The 19,877-nt window shown below is 73.2% G+C and carries 21 protein-coding genes; 5 read left to right on the top strand and 16 right to left on the bottom strand.

What is annotated here, in order from left to right; translation table 11 throughout:
* On the top strand, positions 1-350 hold a 350-nt coding region (locus tag ACLBYB_RS29810), incomplete at its 5' end, for an outer membrane protein (RefSeq protein WP_447700962.1).
* 538 nt (positions 351-888) lie between these two features.
* On the opposite strand, the gene ACLBYB_RS29805 is transcribed toward ACLBYB_RS29810, so the two are convergent.
* Positions 889-3,000, bottom strand: coding sequence for a putative bifunctional diguanylate cyclase/phosphodiesterase (locus ACLBYB_RS29805; RefSeq protein ID WP_447700961.1), 2,112 nt, complete (start codon positions 2,998-3,000; stop codon positions 889-891).
* A 246-nt stretch (positions 3,001-3,246) separates the two neighbouring features.
* On the opposite strand from ACLBYB_RS29805, the gene ACLBYB_RS29800 reads away from it, so the two are divergent.
* A complete protein-coding gene (locus tag ACLBYB_RS29800; protein WP_447700960.1) occupies positions 3,247-3,603 on the top strand; it encodes a VOC family protein in 357 nt (118 codons plus the stop codon).
* Positions 3,604-3,642: 39 nt separating this feature from the next.
* Here ACLBYB_RS29800 and ACLBYB_RS29795 read toward each other — a convergent pair whose 3' ends face one another.
* Positions 3,643-3,939 (bottom strand): hypothetical protein, encoded by a 297-nt coding sequence (locus tag ACLBYB_RS29795; RefSeq protein ID WP_234081578.1) that lies wholly within the window; start codon positions 3,937-3,939, stop codon positions 3,643-3,645.
* Positions 3,940-4,034: 95 nt separating this feature from the next.
* On the opposite strand from ACLBYB_RS29795, the gene ACLBYB_RS29790 reads away from it, so the two are divergent.
* Complete coding sequence (locus ACLBYB_RS29790; RefSeq protein WP_447700959.1) at positions 4,035-4,481, top strand: hypothetical protein; 447 nt, start codon at positions 4,035-4,037, stop codon at positions 4,479-4,481.
* Between the two features lie 26 nt (positions 4,482-4,507).
* Here ACLBYB_RS29790 and ACLBYB_RS29785 read toward each other — a convergent pair whose 3' ends face one another.
* From ACLBYB_RS29785 to ACLBYB_RS29720, 14 genes are all read right to left on the bottom strand, one after another.
* Positions 4,508-5,200 (bottom strand): response regulator transcription factor, encoded by a 693-nt coding sequence (locus ACLBYB_RS29785; protein WP_056529806.1) that lies wholly within the window; start codon positions 5,198-5,200, stop codon positions 4,508-4,510.
* Positions 5,197-5,730, bottom strand: coding sequence for an MxaH protein (locus tag ACLBYB_RS29780; protein ID WP_447700958.1), 534 nt, complete (start codon positions 5,728-5,730; stop codon positions 5,197-5,199). Before ACLBYB_RS29780 ends, ACLBYB_RS29785 begins: the two co-directional genes overlap by 4 nt.
* Positions 5,727-6,677: a YncE family protein gene (locus tag ACLBYB_RS29775; protein WP_447700957.1), complete on the bottom strand. Its 951-nt coding sequence runs from the start codon at positions 6,675-6,677 to the stop codon at positions 5,727-5,729. Before ACLBYB_RS29775 ends, ACLBYB_RS29780 begins: the two co-directional genes overlap by 4 nt.
* A gap of 8 nt (positions 6,678-6,685) precedes the next feature.
* On the bottom strand, positions 6,686-7,240 hold the full coding sequence (locus tag ACLBYB_RS29770; RefSeq protein WP_447683697.1) for an SRPBCC family protein: 555 nt from the start codon (positions 7,238-7,240) through the stop codon (positions 6,686-6,688).
* A gap of 2 nt (positions 7,241-7,242) precedes the next feature.
* Positions 7,243-8,322: a vWA domain-containing protein gene (locus ACLBYB_RS29765; RefSeq protein ID WP_447700956.1), complete on the bottom strand. Its 1,080-nt coding sequence runs from the start codon at positions 8,320-8,322 to the stop codon at positions 7,243-7,245.
* The gene (locus tag ACLBYB_RS29760; RefSeq protein WP_056529792.1) at positions 8,319-8,948 is read right to left on the bottom strand and encodes a hypothetical protein; all 630 of its coding nucleotides are present in this window, start codon (positions 8,946-8,948) and stop codon (positions 8,319-8,321) included. The genes ACLBYB_RS29765 and ACLBYB_RS29760 overlap by 4 nt, the downstream gene beginning before the upstream one ends.
* Positions 8,945-10,009 (bottom strand): vWA domain-containing protein, encoded by a 1,065-nt coding sequence (locus ACLBYB_RS29755; RefSeq protein WP_447700955.1) that lies wholly within the window; start codon positions 10,007-10,009, stop codon positions 8,945-8,947. The genes ACLBYB_RS29760 and ACLBYB_RS29755 overlap by 4 nt, the downstream gene beginning before the upstream one ends.
* Positions 10,010-10,013: 4 nt before the next feature.
* Positions 10,014-11,018: a nonribosomal peptide synthetase MxaA gene (locus ACLBYB_RS29750; RefSeq protein ID WP_447700954.1), complete on the bottom strand. Its 1,005-nt coding sequence runs from the start codon at positions 11,016-11,018 to the stop codon at positions 10,014-10,016.
* 2 nt (positions 11,019-11,020) lie between these two features.
* Entirely contained in the window at positions 11,021-11,875 is an 855-nt protein-coding gene (locus ACLBYB_RS29745) for a DUF58 domain-containing protein (protein WP_447700953.1), read from the bottom strand.
* Complete coding sequence (locus tag ACLBYB_RS29740; RefSeq protein WP_026605375.1) at positions 11,872-12,903, bottom strand: AAA family ATPase; 1,032 nt, start codon at positions 12,901-12,903, stop codon at positions 11,872-11,874. Before ACLBYB_RS29740 ends, ACLBYB_RS29745 begins: the two co-directional genes overlap by 4 nt.
* Before the next feature lie 102 nt (positions 12,904-13,005).
* Complete coding sequence (locus tag ACLBYB_RS29735) at positions 13,006-13,296, bottom strand: methanol dehydrogenase [cytochrome c] subunit (protein ID WP_012321128.1); 291 nt, start codon at positions 13,294-13,296, stop codon at positions 13,006-13,008.
* Positions 13,297-13,383: 87 nt separating this feature from the next.
* Entirely contained in the window at positions 13,384-13,971 is a 588-nt protein-coding gene (gene moxG / locus ACLBYB_RS29730) for a cytochrome c(L), periplasmic (RefSeq protein WP_091981677.1), read from the bottom strand.
* A gap of 69 nt (positions 13,972-14,040) precedes the next feature.
* On the bottom strand, positions 14,041-14,949 hold the full coding sequence (gene moxJ / locus ACLBYB_RS29725) for a methanol oxidation system protein MoxJ (RefSeq protein WP_447700952.1): 909 nt from the start codon (positions 14,947-14,949) through the stop codon (positions 14,041-14,043).
* A gap of 149 nt (positions 14,950-15,098) precedes the next feature.
* Entirely contained in the window at positions 15,099-16,982 is a 1,884-nt protein-coding gene (locus ACLBYB_RS29720; protein ID WP_026605374.1) for a methanol/ethanol family PQQ-dependent dehydrogenase, read from the bottom strand.
* 381 nt (positions 16,983-17,363) lie between these two features.
* Between ACLBYB_RS29720 and ACLBYB_RS29715 the strand changes: the two genes are divergently transcribed.
* The gene (locus tag ACLBYB_RS29715; RefSeq protein WP_447700951.1) at positions 17,364-18,227 is read left to right on the top strand and encodes a S1 family peptidase; all 864 of its coding nucleotides are present in this window, start codon (positions 17,364-17,366) and stop codon (positions 18,225-18,227) included.
* Between the two features lie 168 nt (positions 18,228-18,395).
* Positions 18,396-19,865: a cytochrome P450 gene (locus ACLBYB_RS29710; protein WP_447700950.1), complete on the top strand. Its 1,470-nt coding sequence runs from the start codon at positions 18,396-18,398 to the stop codon at positions 19,863-19,865.
* Positions 19,866-19,877: the final 12 nt, after the last annotated feature.

Here is a 19,877-nt window from a genome sequence, read left to right as displayed (position 1 = left end):
ACCGCACCCTCGTGTACGGCACCGGCGGCTTCGCCTACGGCTCCGGCAGCGCCGACCGCTCCTTCGGCGGCTATGCCGGCAACGACAGCTTCCGCACCGGCTGGGCCGTCGGCGGCGGCATCGAGTATGCCCTGCCCACCGACTCGTTCCTGAACTTCTTCCGCTCCTCGGCCGTGACGCTCAAGGTCGAAGGCCTGTACGTCAACCTCGACCGCAACACCCGCAACCAGGGCGCGTTCGTCATCAACGCCGCCAACAACTTCCCGGTCGTCTACAGCGGCATCGGCCGCCGCTCCGACGAGTTCGCCGTCGTCCGCGCCGGCCTGAACTACAAGTTCGGCTCCTACTGAGACCGACAAGCGACGGTCGGGTGCGACGCTCGCATCCCGACCGTCGCACCCGACCCGACACGCGAAGGGGCCGCTTCCCAGAGGAGGCGGCCCCTTCGCCGTTCAGGCGGGCCGAACGCGGCCCGCCGTCCTCGCGAGCGCGGCGGCGCGGAAGCTCGACGGCCGGCCGACGATGCGGCCGGCCCGGGATCGAGCCTCAGCCGATCGCCCAGAAGAGCGGCAGGGCGCCCGCCAGGAACAGCGCGGAGGAGATGAGCACGGCGACGCGCTCGCGATGGCGGAGGATGAGGGCGTGGGGCTGGGCGAACATGGGATGGCGGAGCTGAGGGAGCCGGATCGGAGGTGCGCGGTCACGCTGGCATCCGAACCTTGACGGATCGGGGGCAGGTCGCGTCATCCACAGGCGGTCGTCGGCGGGTGTCGCGGCCGTGCCACAGAGGCCGGCGGCAGGGCCGCCGCTCGGCGCTCCGCACCGGTACCGCGACGGGCGTCCGGGCGTTCGGGCCGTCGCCGGATCGCCGGGGCGTCGCGGCGCGCCTCAGGCGACAGCCGAGTCGGGGCGGCCGGGCGGCACGAACGTTTCGGACGCGTCGATCTGCGCGGCGAACCGCTCGATCGGCTGCGGACTGCTGATCAGGTAGCCCTGGACCTCGTCGCAGGCCTCCGCGGCCAGGAAGCGCATCTGCGCCTCCGTCTCGACGCCCTCCGCCACGACGCTCATCCCGAGGCTGCGGCCGAGCCCCAGAACCGCCCGCACGATCACCGCCGCCTGCGGACTGACCTCGACATGGCCCACGAAGGACCGGTCGATCTTGATCTTGTCGAAGGGGAAGGCCTGCAGCGTCGCGAGGGACGAGTAGCCGGTGCCGAAATCGTCCATCGCGATGGACACGCCGAAGGCCTTCAGCCGGCGCAGGATGCCGAGCGCCCGCGCCATGTCGTTGATGATCAGGGTCTCGGTGATCTCGAGTTCGAGCCGCGTCGGCGCGAGGCCCGTCTCGGTCAGGATGGCCAGCACGCGCTCGGGCAGATCCGCCTGCTGGAACTGGCGCGGCGACAGGTTCACCGCCACCTTCAGCGGGTGCGCCCAGCGGGCCGCCTCGCGGCAGGCGGCCCGGAGCACCCACTCGCCGAGCGGCAGGATCAGCCCGCTCTCCTCCGCCAGGGGGATGAAGGCGTTCGGCGGCACGAGGCCGCGGGTCGGATGCTCCCAGCGCACGAGCGCCTCGAACCCGAGAAGCCGGCCGGTGGCGGTGCTCACCTGCGGTTGATAGTGCAGGATGAGCTCGTCGCCCTCGATCGCCTGGCGCAGGTCGCGCTCCAGATCGCGCCGGGCCGCCTCGGCCGCGTCCATCGCGGGCTCGAACACCCGGTGGGTGTTCCGCCCCTCGGTCTTCGCCCGGTACAGGGCGAGGTCGGCCCGGCGGACCAGCGTCTCGCTGTCGAAGCCGTGGCCGGGTGCCCGGGCGATGCCGACGCTCAGGCCCACCTTCAGCCGCCGCTTGCCGAAGGGGATCGGCGCCTGGACGGCCGCGATCAGGCGCGCCGCCAGGGCCTCCGCGCGGGCAGGGTCGTCCGCATCGGCCACCAGCACGGCGAACTCGTCGCCGCTGAAGCGCGCCACCATGTCGTCGGCCCGCAGCACCGCGCGGATGCGATGGGCTACCGCCCGGAGCAGGAAGTCCCCGGCCGCGTGGCCGAGGCTGTCGTTGACGGCCTTGAAGCGGTCGAGGTCGAGGCACAGCACCGCGCAGGTGCCGCCGTTCAGATGCAGGTCGGCGAGCCGGATCTCGAGCCGCTCGTAGAACAGGGCGCGGTTGGGCAGGTCGGTGAGGCCGTCGTGGCGCGCCATGTGGGCGACCTGCCCCTCGGCGGCCTTGCGGGCGCTGATGTCGATCTGGGTGCCGATGAAGCGCACCGCGCGGCCGTCGGCGGCGCGCGCCACCACCTTGCCGCGCGTCATCATCCAGGCCCAGGAGCCGTCCTTGCGGCGCATGCGATGCTCGGACATGTAGGTCGGCGCCCGCCCGCTCAGGTGCTCGATCAGCGCCCGCTCGGCCGCGCCCGCATCCTCCGGGTGGAGCAGGGCCCGCCACGTCCGCGCGTGGCTCGCCAGTTCGCCGGGCTCGTAGCCCAGGACCCCCCACCAGCGGTCGGAGGACCACGCCTCCCCGGTCGTGAGGTCGCAGTCCCAGAGCCCGTCGCTGCCCGCATCCTGCGCCAGGGCGAGGCGGGTCTCGCTGACCTGCAGCGTCTCCTCGGCCCGCTTGCGCGCGGTGATGTCCGTGAAGGTCCGCACCGCACCGCCGTCGGGCAGCGGCACGGTGCGGATCTCCAGCACGGTGCCGTCGGGGCGCTCGCACTCGTAGGTGTGGGCGCGGCACTCCAGGCCGCCCGCGGCCACCCAGCGCTGCAGGGTCTCGCTCGCCTTCCCGAACTCGCCCCGCGCGATCTGGTATTGCCGCACCGCCTCGAAGGTCGGGCGGGACCGCATCAGGTCCGGCGGCAGGTCGAGCAGCGCGAGGGCGCGGGCATTACAGACCTGAACGACGCCGGCGGCGTCGATCATCATCAGCCCCTGATCCATCGTGTCGAGAACGGTGTCGAGGAGCTTCGCCTTCTCCCGCAGCGCGACCGTCCCACTGTTCATACCCGGGGATCCCAATCGTCCGCCTGGGCGAACATTCTGCTGGACGGTGCGAGGTCCCACCGGCGCGGACGGTACCATCGGGGAGCTTTCCGGATTCTTTCCGGAGGCCCGCTTTCAATCGCTGCGTGCACTTCCGGGCGGCGGACCGCGACGAGGCCGGGGCGCGGATTCCCGAGGCGCCGTGCCGGGCCTTGCCGGGCCGCCCGCGGAGCCCTCTGATAGGCGACGCGCAACGGGGAGCGGGCCATGGCCGTGAGGCGGATCGTCACCAACATCCGGACCACGCAGGTCGAGGCGGCGCGGTTCTTCTACGCGGAGGTGCTCGGCCTGGAGGTGGTCATGGATCACGGCTGGATCCTGACCTTCGCGGCCCCCGGGATGTCGGCGACGCCGCAGATCAGCGTGGCCAGCGCGGGCGGCTCGGGCACGCCGGTTCCCGACATCTCGGTCGAGGTCGACGACCTGGCGGAGGTCCTCGCCCGCGTGAGGCGGGCGGGCCTGCCCGTGCTGTACGGCCCGGCCCGTGAGCCCTGGGGCGTGGAGCGGTTCTACGTCCGCGACCCGTTCGACCGGCTGGTCAACATCGTCGCCCATCTGGCGTGAGGCCGCGCGCGAGGCCCTCCGTGAGGCCGGGCCGGCCGCTCACTCGGCCTCGTCCCGGACCAGGGAGATGCAGGTCCGCACCATCTCCTCGAGCCGCAGGTCCTTGGTGTCCCCGATATTGGCGGTCTCCTCCAGACAGCGCATGAAGTACGCCGCGTCCAGCTTGGGCGACAGCGTGTGGAAGGCCCGGCCCATCCGGGTCGAGAAATCGATCTTGTCGGTCGCGCTCGCCCGCGGCCACAGCGAGGCCTTGTCGTCCACGGTCAGGCGGGCGGCCTTCGCCGGCAGAGTCGCGCAGGCCAGAGTCACTAAGACGATTATAAGCTTGGTCTGCATTGTAAATCTCCGATCCAGCGGCATAGAACTGCGCGACTCTTCGCAGCGGTGACGGTCGACGGACGCGCTGCTCCTGCGACAGGATGGGAGAAGCGATGCGCGCGATCCGTCTTTCCGGCCCGATCTCGGCCGGCCTCCTGGGTCTTCTGACGGCCCAGGCCCACGCTCAGGCGCAGCCCCCCGCGCAGCCCATCCCGCAGCCCCCGATCCAGCCCCAGGGACAGCCCCAGGGACAGCCTTCGATGCAGGCGCAGGACCCGGCGGCTGCCGATCCGCGGCGCAATCAGGCGGCGAAGCTCGCGGGGCTCGCCGGCTTCGTGAACCTCGAATGCCCCGGCCTGCGCAGCGATCCGGCGCGCCTCAAGCAGACCGTCGAGGCCCTGGGCGTCGACGCGGCGAGCCTGGAGACCGGCGACCTGCACCTGACCGCGACCCGCTACATCGCGGCCTACCAGAAGGACGTCGCGGCCAATTGCCGGAAGGCCGAGGCGACGTTCGGGCCGCAGGGATCGATCGTTCCCGGCCTGATCGTGCCGCGGTAGCCCCGGCCCGCTGACGGCGGTCGTCCTCACACCGGGCGCCCGTCCCGCGACAGGGCGATGTGCAGGAGGTCGGCGAGGCTGCCGGCGCCGAGCTTCTGCTTCATGCCCGAGACGACGGCCGACACGCTCCGGTGGCTCATCGACAGGCTGTCGGCGATCGCCTCGTTGGACTTGCCCGCCCCCAGCAGCGACAGCACCTGAACCTCCCGCGCGGTCAGGCGCGCGAGGGGCGATTCCAGGAGCCCGGCATTCAGCATCGCGATCTTGGTCGCGACCTCGTGCGGCAGGTAGCTGTGCCCGGCCGACACGGTCGCCAGCGCCTCGTGGAAGCGCGTCACCGCCGTGTCCTTCAGGACGAAGCCGTGCGCCCCGCCCTCGATGGCGCGGGCGACGATCACCGGGTCGTCGTGCATGCTGAAGGCGAGGATCCGGGTCGCCGGCTCGAGGGCCCGCACCCGGCGGATCAGCGACAGGCCCGACAGCCCCTGGTCGCGGAAGCCCAGGTCGGTCACCACCAGCCCAGGCCGGTGGCGGTGGAAGGTGCGGTAGCCCGACACCACGTCCGCGGCCTCGTGGACCGCCCGGACGCCGGCATCCTCGGCGAGATGGCGGAAGCCGCGCCGCACGACCGGGTGGTCGTCGACGATCAGCACCGCGTCGAGAACCCGCGGGCCGTCCCGCCCCGCCGGACGGTCGGCCGAGGCCCGGGCGGCGCTCACGGCGTCCCCTCGCCGACCGGGTGCGGGCCGGCGAGGCGCGCCAGCGCGGCCGCGTGGTCGGCCCCCTGCATCCGGGCGTTGTAGTAGTGCTGGCACATCTCGCCGTAGAGGCTCTTGCGGCGGCCGCGCTCCGCCGCGATGCCGCCGAGACCGTCGAGGATCGCGCCGTAGCCCTCGCCGATGCCGGCCTCGGCCAGCATCTGGCCGAGCTGGACGGTGCGGTTGGCGATCATGCGCGGGTCCTCGATGAAGCCGTCGCGGGCTCCGGCCAGTGCCGTCGCCATCGCGCGCACGCGGGGATCGTCGGCCGGCAGGGCCTTGCCGGCCTCGCGGCCCGCGAGCCAGCGGGCCGGGTCGGTCCCGTCGGTCGGCGCGAGCCAGGCCGGCAGGGTGCCCTCGGCGGTGGTGGCCACCACCGCGCCGGCCTCGTCGGCGCGTGCGTCGGCGCGCTCGTCCGCCCCGCGGTCGCAGGCGCCGAGGGCCAGCAGGACCAGCCCGGACGCGATCCCGATGGGGCCGGCCCGTCTCATCGCGCGGGCTCCCCCGCCAGGACCGTGCGCGGGCCCTCCGCCACCTTGATGCGCGCCGTCTCGCGCCACGTGGCGAGGTCGATCACCGAGACGTCGTCCGAGAACCAGTTCGCCACGTAGGCAAGCGGACCGGCCACCGCGATGCCCTCGGGATAGGGGCCCACCGCCACGGTGGCGACGATCTCGAGCCGGGCCGCGTCGATCACCGTCACGGCGGCGGCGTGCTGGTTGGTGACCAGGATGCGGCTGCCGTCCCCGGTGACCGCCACGCCGTAGGGCATCCGGCCGGCCGGAACCGTGGCGCGGGCCCGCAGCGTCGCCGTGTCGATCACCGTGAGGTCGCCGCTGCGCACGTTGGCGACGTAGAGGCTGGCCTCGTCCGGTGCGAGCGCGAGGGCGAAGGGCGCCTCGCCGGTCGGGACCACGGCCACGCGGGCCATCGTCCCGGTGTCGATCACGCTGACCTGACGGCTCTCGCGGTCGGCGACGTAGAGCCGCCCGCGCCGGTCGAGGACGAGGTGGGCCGGGTCGCGGCCCACCGCGGCGGCGCCCTCGACGGCACCGGTCGCCGCGGAGATCCGCAGGACGCGGTCGCCCGACCAGTCGCCGACGTACAGGTGCGCCCCGTCCGGGCTCGCCGCGAGGCCGAAGGCCTGGCCGGGGACGGGCAGGCGGCGGGGCGGCGCGCCGGGCGCGACGACGGTGACGGCGCGCCCGTCCGGGTGGGTCAGATAGAGGCGGCCGGCCCGGTCGGTCGCCGCCGCCACCGGCGCCGGTCCGAGCGGGATCCGCCCGGCCACTTTCCCGGCCTCGATCCGCGCCAGCTCGGCCCCCTGCTGGCTGACGACCCAGACCGGGTCGCCGGCCGCGGACGCGTCACTGGTCCCGGCGCCGGTCCCGGCCGCGACCGCGACCGCGAGCGTCGCGATCAGCCACAGGTGGCGCATGCGGGGCCTCAATGGGTCGTCCGGCCCTCGACGGCCGCCTTCAGGCCCTTGAGCCCGTCCGCGAAGTAGCGGTTCATCGCCGCGCGCCCGGCCTCGTCGCTGAGAGTCTCCGGCGGCTCGTTGCCGGTGTCGCCCCGGTAGAAGCGGCCGATCCACGACACCTTGGAGCCGGTCCCGTCCGGGGTCACGGTGAGCGTCGCCGAGTAGGAGGAGACGGGGAGCGCCTTCAGGTCCGGGTCGGACATCCGGTACGAGTAGGTCCGGCCGTCGGCCAGCCACTCGTCCAGCCCCTCGACCAGGGTGCCGCCGGCCTTGAGGGTCACCCGGCGGGTCGTGCCCTCGACGTTGCCGCCACTGGCCTCGGCCTTGGCCACGTCCGGGTGCCAGCGCCCGATGCCGCCGAAATCGCCCACCACCTTCCAGACCGCCTCCGGGGGCGCCTGGATGGTGATCGACTGGTCGATCTTCTGCGGCGTCGGCCCGTGGGCCAGCGCCGCGCCGGCGAGGCCGACGACGGCGAGGGCCGGGGCGAGGGCCGGAAAGAGGGCGAGGGGCATCCGCATGGTCAGGTCCTGATCGCTCCGGTTGGAGCAGGGGTTGGAGCAGGGATTGGAGCAGAGTGGCCCGCGCGCCCGCGGAGCGCGCGAAGGGCGCGGGCGAGGGGTCCCGCCAGGAGGGCCAGGAGCGTCAGAGCCAGGGCCGCAGCCAGGAGGGCGGGCCGCGGGTCGAGGCGACCGGGCAGCGGGCGCGGCGTCGCCGCGGCGCGCAGAGGGGCGGCGAGACCGCCCGGGCCGTCGAGATGGACGTAGCCGAGGCCGGTCTCGGCGGCGAGGCGCTTCAGGTACGGCTCGCGGACCGACGAGAGGTGCTCGGTGCCGTGGGCGGCCTGGGCCCCGAAGGGGGCGTTGCGCGGGTTGTAGCCCTCGCGGGATTCCGCGTCGGCCGGGGGCGGCCCGGAGCGGTTCTCCTGCTGGACGTCGCTCTCGCCGAGGAAGCCAGTCTCGCGCCCGCGATCGTCGAAGCGCGGGATCGGCGACAGGCCGTAGCCGCCCGCGCCGACGATCAGCCCGCGCACCGCGCCGGGCCTGCCGTCGAAGGTCGGGCCGCCGGAGGCGGGCAGCGGCGGCGTCTCCTGGCCGTCGGTGAGGAACAGGAGGTCGGCGTCGATCTCCCCCGCCATGGCGATCGACCGGAACAGGCCGGCCGCGATGCGGCTGTCCCCCTCCCAGGCCATGCGCGGGTCGAGGGCCGCGATGGCGCCGTCCAGCGGCGCGAAGTCGGCGCAGACCTCGACCGGCGTGAACAGCAGGAACGGCCGCCGGTCGGTGAACAGGCCGACCGCCACCCGCGAGCCGCAGGGGAGGTCGGGCAGCGTCGCCCGCAGCGCCGCCTTGACGGTCTCGAGCCGGCTCACCGACCCGCCGGCGGCGGGATAGTCGCGCACCGCCATGCTGCCGGTGATGTCGACCACCGCCAGCACCGACACGCCGGTGCGGGTGACCGGGATCGGCGGCGCGACCAGGGCCGCCAGCGCCAGCGCGAGGGCGGCCGCCAGGGCGCGGAACCGCCCGTCGCGCAGGTTGCGGGCGACGAGGGTGGGCAGGACCGAGGGCAGGACGGGGGGAAGGACGCGCCGCGGGCTCACGGGCCGCCCCGCGGCTGGCCGGGGATGTCGGTCCAGATCTTCTTCGGCTCGGCGCGGAGCTCGTCCCCGGTCTTGCGGTCGAATTCCGGGTAGTCGCGCACGAGGCGCGAGGCGACGTCGAGGTTGTACTTGGCGTCCCAGAACTCGGGCCGGGCCTGGAGGGCGCGGCGGTAATCCTGCCGCGCCAGCGTCACCTGGGGCGCGGCCTTGTCGAGGTCGCCCCGGCCGATCAGCGCGAAGGCCTGCCGCATCCGCGCGTTGCCGATGACGTACCGCGCCCGGGCCGCCTCCCGCACCGCGCCGGCGCGGTCGAGGGCGTCGAGGAGGGGCTCGGTCTCGCCGAGACGGTCCCGGGCGGCGAGGAAGCCGATCCGCGCCGCCAGGAGGGCCGGCCGCGCATCCGGCTCGACCGGCCGGTCGCGGCCCGCCTCCAGGGCGGCGATCCGGTCGTCGTCGCGCGCGGCGCTCCAGCCCGAGACGGCGAACCACAGGGCGGCGGCCGCGAGGACCAGCGGCAGCGCGACCAGCAGGGCCGGCCGGACCCGGCGCCACGCCGCCGCCAAGCCGAGGCGGGGGCGGGCGGTGCGGCGCGGGGCCGGGCCGTCGAGGAGGGCGCCGGCGCTCATGCCGCCCTCCGCGCCGCCGCGCCCGCGGTCTCGGTCTCGGCCTCCGTCGCAGTCTCCGCATCCGCCGGTGCCGCCGCGAGGTCCACCTCCGCGAGCTTGGCCAGGACCAGCAGCGCGAGGCCCAGGGCGGCGAGCGCGGCGGCGAGCCCGGTCAGGTCCCGGCGCGGGCGCTCCTCGACGTAGGGGATCGGGTCCCGCTCCAGGGCCTCGATCTGCCGGATGGCGGCGGCCACCGCCTCGGCGCCCTCGGCCTCGAAGGCGCGGTAGGGCACGCCGAGGCTCTTGAAGAACAGGTCGAGATGGCGCTCCGGCGCGGCCTGGGGCGTGTCCTCGCCGGCCGGCCGGTCGGCGATGCCGGGCGATCCCTGGGTGCGCAGGAACAGCCAGTACAGGTTCGGCCGGATCCGCGCGACCGCGGCGCGCAGCTGGTCCTGGATGCGCGGGTCGATCACCGCCGCGCCGTCGGAGACCAGGAGGAGGACCCGCGAGGCGCCGACATCGATTCCGAACTGCGACAGGGCCATGCCGAGGCCCCGGCCGATATTGGTGTAGTCGAGGCCGGGCCGGTCGATGGCGGCGATCGCCGCCCGCACGGCGTCGTGGCGGTCGGTCATCGGCATGACCAGCATCGGCGCGGTGGAGAAGGCCGTCACGGCGAACAGGTCGTGCGCCCGGGCGCCGACGAAATCGGCCAGCAGGCGCCGGGAGGCCGCGGCCTTCGATTCCTCGGCGCCGGAGGGCTGCCGGCCCGCGAAGGTCTCGTTCATGCTGCCCGAGCGGTCGATCAGCAGCGAGACCTGCGCGCCGATGCCGAGGCGCTCGATCCGCGCGCCCGTCCGGTAGGGGCCCGCCAGGGCCACGATCAGGCCGGCGACGGCCAGGACGCCGGCGAGCGTCAGCGCCCGGCCGAGCCAGGCCGAGAGGGGGTCGGCCGGGGCGGCGGCGACCGCCGGCACGGAGGTCCGGCGCAGGGCCGAGCGGGCCAGCGGCAGCAGCGCCAGCGGCAGCAGCCACAGGACCCAGGGATCGGTCGCGCCGAGGCGGGCGAGGAGATCGGTCACGGCCTCACGCGCTCCGCTCCGCCGCCGCGAGCCGCGCCAGGAGCGCCTCGGCCTCGGCGCGGGGCCAGGCCGCGCGCGCGGCCGGCAGCCGGCCGCCGAAGAAGGCGAGGCGCGAGGCCTCGAAGAAGCGCGCGAGCCCCGCCGCCTGGCCCCGGAAGGCCCCGTGCCGGGCGAGGAAGGCGCCGAGATCGTCGGCCAGCACCCGCCTCCCGTCGGTCAGGTCGAGGCCCCGGTGCAGGGCCAGCAGCGCCGCCCGGTAGGCCTGATCGGGCCCGGCCCCCGCTCGCTGCCGCCGGAGCGCGCGCAGAGCCGCCGCGAAGGGCCGGCCCCGCCGCTGCCGGAACGGTCCCCAGGCCCGATCGTGCGCCAGCGCCAGCGCGGCGAGGCCCGCGAGGGCGCCGAGACCCGCCGCCGCCGCGACGTCCGGCCCGGGATCGATCCGCCCGCTCCAGCCGTCCGGGCGCAGGTACTCGGCCGGATCCTCGCGCCGCTGCGGCTGCACCTCGCGCAGGGGCGAGACGCCGAGGCTCCAGCCCGGCACCTGGACGGCCGCGGTGGTGAGCCCGGTCGCCGCCTCGCTCGCCAGCGTCAGGGGGAAGCCCGGCACCTCCAGGGTGCGGGCGTCGAGGGCGGCGTAGAAGCTCTGGTAGGTGAGGCGCAGGCGCACCCGCCGGCCGCCGGCCGCCGGGGCCTCGTCGACCGTGACGGCGCGCAGGTCGAGCCAGTAGGTCACCGGACCGGGCCGGGGCAGGGTCGCGCGCTGCAGCCGGAAGTCGGGATCGGCCAGGATCTCCACCTGCGCCTCGACCAGGTCGCCCAGGAAGATCCCGAAGGGCCGGGGGCTGCGCACCTCGACGGAGCGCACCTGCGCGGCGGCCGGGCCGGCCGTCAGGGCGAGCGGCGCGGCCAGGATGCCGGCCAGGACACCGGCGAGGACGCCGGCGCGGAGGCTGGCGAAGAGGCTGGCGGAGAGGCCGGCCGGCAGGAGGGCGGGACCGCGCGCGCCCATGCTCAGGTCGTCATCAGGTGGCGGGTGAGCGCCTGGGCGTCGAAGCGCCCGGTGAGCTGGAAGACGCGGCGGGCGAAGGGCGCGGCGGCGCGCTCCAGGGCGGCGATCCGGTCCCGCTCCCGGGCGATCCAGGCCCGGCGCAGGCTCGGGCGCAGCAGGACCACGCGGCGGCCGCCGCCCTCGAGGTCATCGAGCTCGACGAGGCCGAAGGCCGGCAGCGCCTCCGCCTCGGCGGGGTCGGCGAGCAGGATCGGCACCGTGTCGTGCGGCGCCAGGGCGGCGAAGACCCGGGCGATCAGGGCCTCCGGCCAGCGGAAGTCGGAGGCGAGGAAGACGAGCTTCGGCCGCCCGGCGAGCCGCCGCGCGGCCTCGAGCATGCCGGCGCAGCCGCGTCCCGCGCGCGGCGCGCCCGCGACCCGCTCGGCCGCGGCGACGGCCGCGCCCCGGTGGCGGGTGGCGGGGAGGGTGAGGTCGTCGCGCAGGGTCTCGTCGCAGCCGATCAGGCCGAACCCGTCGCTGATCCGGGTCGCCGAAACGGCCAGGGCCCGGCAGAGATCGCCCGTGAGCCGCGCCCGGTCGGCCGTGCCGGAAAAGCCCATCGAGGCCGAGAGATCGACCAGGACCCAGGTCTCGACCGCGGTCCGCGCCTCGAAGCGGCGGACATGCACGCCCTCGAACGGGTCGCGCAGCGTCGCGCGCAGGTCGATGCGGCGGGCATCCGGCAGCTGCAGGAACGGCACCTGATCGCGGAACGGGCCGGCGCCGCCCGCGTCGCGCCCCCGGTGAAGGCCGGCCCGGCTGCCGCGCGGCCGCCAGCGCGGCAGGTAGACGATATCGGCCGTGCGCGGGTCGCTCACGGCGCCGGCACCGTCTCGAACGCGGCCCGGCACAGGGCGGGCACGATCGCGCCGCGCTGCAGCTCGTGGACGGGCTCGAGGAAGACGCGGTGGGCCATCACCTCGGTGAAGACCGCCCGCACGTCCTCCGGCACCAGCCACTCGCGGCCCTCCAGCCACGCCCGCACCCGGGCGGCGCGCACCAGGAAGGCGACGCCGCGCGGGGAGGCGCCCCCCTGCACCAGGGTGGCGGTGTCGAGGCCCGGGAGCCGGATCCCGGCCTCCGCGGGGCGGACCAGCGCGTCCCAGAGGGCCACCACGTAGGCCTCGATCGACGGCTCCGCGCGGACGGCGTGCTGGATCGCGGCCGCGATGCCGCCGATCCGGGCGTGGTCGAGCACGCCCTCGGCGACCGCGCCGACGAGGGCGTCGGTGTCGTGGAAGCGCGGGTCGAAGACCAGGCTCCGGCGCACCGCCGCGTCCCGGGGCGCCTCCAGCCCGATCTCCATCAGGAAGCGGTCGCGGGCCGCGGCCGGCAGCTCGAAGGTCTCCTCGCGCTCGACGCGGTTGCGGTCGGCGAAGACCTGCAGGTTCGGGAACGTGTAGGTGCGGCCGAAGGCCTGGACGCTGCGCTCGGCCATCAGCCGGAGCAGCAGGGCGTGGACCTGCGGCCGCGCCCGGTTGATCTCGTTGAAGAAGAACACCGAGAGATCCTCGGCCCGGGCCAGGACCGGGCCGGGATCGACCCGCGGCCGGCCGTCGGGGCCGAGGTAGGTGTGGTAGATCAGGTCGGTCGGCATCATGTCGACCGTGCCCTCGACGCGCTCGTAGGCCCCGCCCAGCGCCCGGGCCACCGCCCGCAGCAGGGTGGTCTTGCCGACGCCGACATCGCCCTCGAGCATCACGTGGCCGCGGGCGAAGATCGCGATCGTCACGAGGCGGATCGCCCGCTCCTGGCCGACCACCGCCTTGGCGACCTCCGCCTCGAAGCGGGCCGCCGCCGCCCGCCAGTCGGTGAGCATCGTGTCTCCGGAACGGAGGGTGTTCATGAGGCGGTGCCTGCGCGTGTCGATGCGGCGTGCGCTGCCGAGCGTCGCTGTGGGCCGGCGCCGCGGCGCGGGCCGGCCCCAGGACGGTCGGATCGGTCGCGATCAGTTCGAAGAGATCTTGGCGACGTCGTACTCGAACTTGCCGGTCTTCTTGGCGTTCTCGATCCGCTTCCTGTTGCGCTCCTCCATCTGCTTGATGGATTCGGCCTGCTTGCTGACCTCCTTCGGGTCGTGCTTGGGATCGTACTTGGTCCCGGCGACCTTCTCGGGGAAGCCGGGCTTCGGCTGCCAGCAATTGCCCGGCGCCTTGCAGGTCTGACCGTCGTAGGCCAGCGCCGGCACCGCGAAGGCCGCCCCCGCGATCAGCATCGCCGCCGTGATCACTGTGCGCATCGTAGATTCCTCCGTCTCTTCCTTCGGGCGGCCGGTCGGGCCGCCGGTTCGCCCCGTCTCCCGCGGGGCGCGACTTGCCGAGAACGTCTAGTCCAGCGGCTTGCACTGGCCGGGCACGTCCTTGGCAAAGGTCTCGCCCTCCTTGAAGGGCTTGTAAGTCTTCTTCTGCTCGTCGGTGAGCCACTCGGCATCTTTCACCGGCCCCGTGTAGAGATGCCGGATCCAGGCGATGACCTGCAGCATCTCGTCGGGATTGAGATCCTCGTTGTGCGGGCCCATCATGCCGTTGGCGCCGCCCCAGAGGGTCGCGAACAGGCCGACATCGGTCGTGTTCGCCGGGTAGGTCCAGTAATCGTCGTTGAGGCCGGGCCCGACCTTGCCCTCGCCGAGATGGCCGTGGCAGCCGGAGCACGAGGTCAGGAACAGGCTCTCGCCGTTCCGCAGGCAGGACTTGTCGTCGATGTAGAGATTCTTGCCGGTCTGGAAGAAGGTCTTGACCGCTTGCGTGTCCCGCCCGCCCGGCTTGCCCTCGGCCGTGTCCATCGCCTCGCCGGTGATGGTGTTGCGGAAGACGATGCCGGTCTGCGGGCCGGACTGGGGCTGGGCGCGGGCCGCGACGGGCATCGCCACGGCGAGGGTGAGAAGGGCGACGCGGGCCGAACGTACGATGAGCATCTGTTGAGCGGGTCCTGATGTCCTGATCGATGGCCCGGGCGCGCCGGGCCGGTCTCGGGTGGGGCGGCCTCAGTTGGAGGCGACGACCGGCACCCCGTCCTGCTTGAGGATCGCCGCGATGGCGGGCCGGGCCTTCTCGATCCCGGCGTCGAGGGCCTTGCGCAGGGCCTCGTCGTCCTTGCGCACGCCCATCGACTGGTCGAAAACCTGCGGGACCTTGCGGCCGTCGCTGCCGACCGTGTCGGCCGGGACCAGCGTCATGCGCAGCGGCGTCGGGGAATCCTTGACGTAGCGGGCCACGTCCGGGCCGAAGGCGACGCCGACATCGGCCTTGTCGTTGGCGACCTCGCTGACGATGCGGGCCGGGTCGATCTGGGTGTACTGGTTGCGCGGCGAGCGGAAGTTCACCAGCGAGTAGAGGTAGGCCATGTCCTCCTCGTAGCGGCCGATATCCTTGAGCATCGCCTCGCCGGGGGAGCCGAACGGCACCACCATGTGGTCGAGGGTCTTGAGCCGCGGGTCGGACCAGGACTTCACGTCGAGATCCTTGTCGGCGCGGGTGATGAAGACGTAGCCGCTCCGGTAGTACGGCTTGGTGGTCAGCACCCGCGGGTCGTCGCTGTCGAGGCCGACGACCACGTCGCAGGTCCGCTTCTCCAGAGCGTCGCGGACGAGGTAGATCGCGGGCTTCGGGAGCCAGACGAAGACGGGCTTCTTCCCCATCGCCTCGGCGACGGCGACCGCGACGCGGTTCTCGAGCCCGGAGCCGTCCTTCATCGAGAGGGGCGGCTGCTTCTCGGAGGCGCAGATCCGCAGGGTCGCGGGGTCGGCCGGCGGGGCGGCCGGGGCCTTGCCGGGATCCGACTGGATGGCCTGGGCCTCGGATTCCTGGGCCGCCACCGGCCCGGCGGCCAGGGTGGCGAGCGTCAGGACGGCGGCGAAGCGGGCCGCCAGGATGCGTGCGCGCGGGCGCGGCATGGACGTTGATCCCTGTTGTCGAAGCGTTTCTTGATGGCGTGTCCGGAGGGACAGGCGGGGCGCCAGAGGGCCCCGCCTGTCGGGATCTGATCCCAGAACCCCGCCGGCCGAGGGGCCGACGGGATGCAGGCGGCGGTTACCGGGGGCCCTTACTTGGCGGCGTGCTGCGCGTACTCGCCGACGTTCGGGTCGTCGTACGGGCCCTTGCCGTCCAGCGAGAACACCATCACGCCGCCGCCCATCTGGGTGTAGTTGGCGAGCTTCTTGAAGGCGCCGACCGCGCCGAGACCGGCGGTCGGGTCGGCGAGGTCGAACACCAGGCCCACGCCCGGCCAGCCGCCGACGCCGTAGTAGATGGCGACGTACTGCGTGCCCTTGTGGGTGTAGGTGATCGGGTAGCCGATGGCGCCCGACGGCAGCTTGAACTTCCAGAGGAGGTCGCCGTTGTCGGAGTCGCGCGCCTTGATGAAGCCGTCCAGCGTCCCGTAGAGGACGAGGTCGCCGGCGGTGGCGGTGGTGCCACCCCAGACCGCGAAGCGCTCCATCTTCTCCCAGTTGAACTTGCCGGTGATGGCGTTGTAGCTCTTGATCTGGCCGAGGCCCTCGTAGTTCTGCCGGTCACCCTTCGGGCCCGGATACATGTTCAGCGTCGCACCGACGAAGAACTGACCCGCCCGGTAGGGCAGCATGAAGGGCTCCCAATCCATGCAGATGTGGTTGATGCCCATGTAGAAGGCTTGCCGCTTCGGGTCGTAGGAATCGTGACCCTGGTTGTGGTAGCCCATCGCCGAGGGGCAGATGTCCTTGGCGAGATGGTCCATCCGGGTGCCGTATTCCGGATCGCGCACCGGCGTGCCGGTCTTCAGGTCCACCGACTTGAACACGTTGACGGTGTCGTCGATCTTGTTGGCCGAGACCAGCGTGCCGTCCGTCCGGTCGAGGGTGTAGACGATGCCGTTGCGGTCCGGGTGGGTGAGGAGCTTCCTCATCTTCCCGTCCTTGTCCTTCTGGTCGGACAGCATCATCACGTTGACGCCGGCATAGTCCCACTCGTCGTGGGGCGTCTTCTGGTAGCCGAACTTCGCCTCGCCGGTGTCGGCGTCGCGGCCGAAGATCGTCATCGTCCACTTGTTGTCGCCGGGACGCATGGTCTCGTTCCACGGCGCCGGGTTGCCGGTGCCGAAATAGATCAGGTTGGTGCCCGGATCGTAGGCGTACCAGCCCCAGTTGGTGCCGCCGCCGATCTTCCAGGCGTCGCCCTCCCAGGTCGAGGTGCCGAGGCCCTTCTGGCCGTAATGGGCGTTGTGGATGTTGAAGTCCTTGGCGAGCAGCAGGTCCTCGTCCGGGCCGGTGGCGTAGGCGCGCCAGACCTGCGCGCCGGTCTTGACGTCGTAGGCGGTGAGGTAGCCGCGCACGCCGAGCTCGGCGCCCGAGGAGCCGATGATCACCTTGTCCTTCACCACGTAGGGGGCGATCGTGAGGGTCGAGCCGACCTTGATGTCGGAGTTCTCGACCTTCCACACCGTCTCGCCGGTCTGGGCGTTGAGGGCGGCGACGTTGCCGTCGAGCTGGGTCTTGAGGATCAGCGCCGGGGTCTTGCCGTCGCCGGGCCAGTAGGCGAGGCCGCGGTTCACGAGATCGCAGCAGGCCACCGAGCGCGCGGCCGGGTTCTGCTTGGGCTTGTCCTGCCAGAGGATCTTGCCCGGATCGTCGAGGCCGAGGGCGAAGGTGTTGTTGGGGAACGAGGTGTGGATGTACATGACGCCGTCGACGACGAGCGGCGCGCCCTCGTGGCCGTTGAGCAGGCCGGTGGAGAACGTCCAGGACGGCTTGAGCTGCTTGACGTTGCTCTTGTTGATCTGCGTCAGGTCGCTGTAATTGTTCGAGTCGTAGTTCTTACCGGGCATCACCCAGTTCTCGTCGCTCTTCGATTTCTCGACGAGCTTGTCGTTGGCCTGCGCCACGCCCGCCATGGCGACCGGCGCGAGCGCCATGATCGCCAATGCCGAGACGGAATTCCGGAGCCTGATCATCCTGCGTCTCCTCGCCGGACTGCCACGCCGTTTGGCCTCGCAGTCATCGTGGTGTTGATTCGATGGCGACACGACTTTCACCGACAAATCCGCCTCCAGCGTCGCGATAACCGGGCTATTTCCAGTATTCGCTGAGCTTATGAAAGACTTATTATCGTTGTGCGCCACTTGATTATTCGCACGGCTTGTAATGCGTGTCTTTGCAAAACGAAACATTTCTTTTCGGGATGATTTGGCAACAGAACACCGGAGATCTGGTAAGATCACGGAGACCTTGACCGAGAGCCGGCCGCCATCCCAGACATGTGGGCCAGACAGGTGGGAACGATACGTGGGCGTGCGGGCCCGGAGCCGTCCGCCGACCCGTCCCGGGAGGACGCCATGGGTCATGTCACGGGCTGCACGGCCCGCTCTCCGGCGCTGGCCGCCTGCTGGGCGGCTCTCGCCCTGGCGCCTGCGGCTCTGGCACCCGCGACCTTGGCGCCTGCGGCCCTGGCGGCCGGGACCGGCGGGGAACGCCGTCTCGCGGCGCTCTACCAGCAGGACGGGCGGCGCGAGCTGACGGGGGCCGACCTGGAGCGCTTTCCCGGCGCGGGCGTCCTGTGGTGCCGGCGCCCGGACGGGATTCCCCAGAAGGCCGCCGCCGCGTGGCTGATCGGGAGCCGGTCCCTCGTGCTGATGAACGCGCACAATTTCCGCAATCGACAACTGGAGGTTACTCGAAACGTCGCCGACTGCTACTTTCAGATAGCAGGTCGGAACTACGCCTTCGTGCCCGAGATCCTGGAACTCGGCGTCGAGCCCGAGGCGCGGCGCCTGCACATCACCGACGACTGGGCGCTGCTGCGCCTCGCCGAGCCGGCCGAGGCGCGGCCGCAGCCGATCCCGGACCCGCCCACCCTTCCGACCGGCGACCTGACGCTCCCGGTGACGATGGTCTCACCGGCCGGGCACGAGAACTACCGGGGGCAGAGCAGCCGGGAATCCTGCGCCGTCCGGCGGATCGATCCGCCGAGCGAGGGCGCGATCCGCCGCGCCCGCCACGATTGCAACGACGGCTACGGCGGATCGGGCTCGGGCCTGTTCGACGCGGAGGGCCATCTCATCGCGATGCAGAGCGCGTCGCTCTCGATGAACCAGCGCCACGCCTTCGACATCGAGTTCCACTACGGCTCGGCCCTGCTGATCGAGGGCCGGCTCCACGAGGCCCTCGAAGCTCAGGCCCGCGCGACCCGGGACCGCTAGGGCGGGCCGCCCCCGGGTGTCCGCGGCGCCTCCCCGGGAATCCGGTAAGCTCCCGGTAAGCAAGGCGGCGGTTTCCGTCCCGGCCCCGGGGGAAGCGCTCGACGGCGCCGCGGCGGCGAGCCAAAACTTAACGTTGAACCTCGAATCTGGTCCCGCGAGGGAGCCGGTATGCCCGCTGTCGGAACGTTCAGGGTCTGCGCGCCGGGACGGCCGCCGTTCGCGGCGGCCGTGGCAGAGGGCGTGGCCGAGGCGGTCGCGCTGCCATCCGTGCTCGTCACGATGCTGGGCAGCCTGATCGAGGCCTGGCCCCGGCAGATCTACACACAACCCCTGGTGACCACCCGCTTCCTCGGCCAGCGGACCACCTACGTCTGCGATCCCGGCCACATCCGCGGCCTGATGGTCGACCAGGCCGAGGCGCTGGAGCGGGAGCCGTTCATGCTCCGGGCGCTGGCCCCGGCCCTCGGCGCGGGGGTCCTCACCGCGGACGGGGACCACTGGTGGCGTCAGCGCAGGACCGCGACCCCGATGTTCCGCCCGGACCGGGTCCGGAGCTTCGTGCCGGCCATGGCCCGGGCCGCCGCGGCGACGCGGGCGCGCTGGCGCGACGCCGATCCCGCCGGGAGCGAGCGGGACATCCTGCGCGAGATGATGCGCACGACGTTCGACGTCATCGTCGCCACGATGGTGTCGGGCGATCCCCACCTGGAGGTCGGGCCCTTCGGGGCCGCGATGGACGCCTATCTCGGCCAGACCAGCTGGAAGATCGCCCTGGAGATGCTGCGGGCGCCGGCCTGGGTCCCGCATCCGGGGTCCCGGGCCGGGGCGGAGGCGGTGCGCTACCTGCGCGGCGAGGTCGCCCGCACGATCGCGCGCCGCCGGTCCCGCGGCGAGCCCGGCTCCGACCTCCTCGGCCTCCTGCTGCAGGCGCGGGACCCGGAGACCGGCGCGCCGCTCACCGAGGCGAGCCTCGTCGACAACCTGCTGACCTTCGTGTCCGCCGGCCACGAGACCACCGCCCTGGCGCTGGCCTGGACCTTCCGGGTCCTGGCCGAGCACCCGGAGGTGGAGGAGCGCGTCGTCGCCGAGATGGCGCGCCTCGGCGCCGATCCCGAGTCCGATCCCGGTTCCGTGGACCGGCTCCCCTACACGCGTCAGGTGCTCCTCGAGGTGATGCGCCTCTATCCGGCGGCCCCGCTGATCGTGCGGCGGACGCGGGCCCCGGTCCGGCTCGGGGACACGGTCGTGCCGGCCGGGCAGTCGGTCCACGTGCCGGTCTACGCCCTGCACCGGCACGCGCTGCTCTGGGACAGGCCGGAGGCGTTCGACCCGGGCCGCTTCGCGCCGGAGCGGGCCGCCGCGCGCGACCGCTACGCCTACCTGCCGTTCGGCGCCGGCCCGCGGGTCTGCATCGGCATGGGCCTCGCCCTGACCGAGTGCCTCGTCGTCCTGGCGACGCTGCTGCCCGCCTTCCGCCTCCGGCCGGTGACGGCCGAGATGCCGGCGGCGCAGTTCCGCGTGACCCTGCGGCCCAGGGGCGGCCTGACCATGAGGGTCGCGCCCCGCCACGGGGCCGGGGAAGGGGCCGGGCAGGGGGCCGGGCACGGGGCCGAGCAGGGGGCGGCCCATGCCGCCTGAGATGCCGCCTGA

It is taken from the genome of Methylobacterium sp. D54C (genome assembly GCF_053345595.1).
This window is presented reverse-complemented; position numbering and strand designations above follow the sequence as displayed.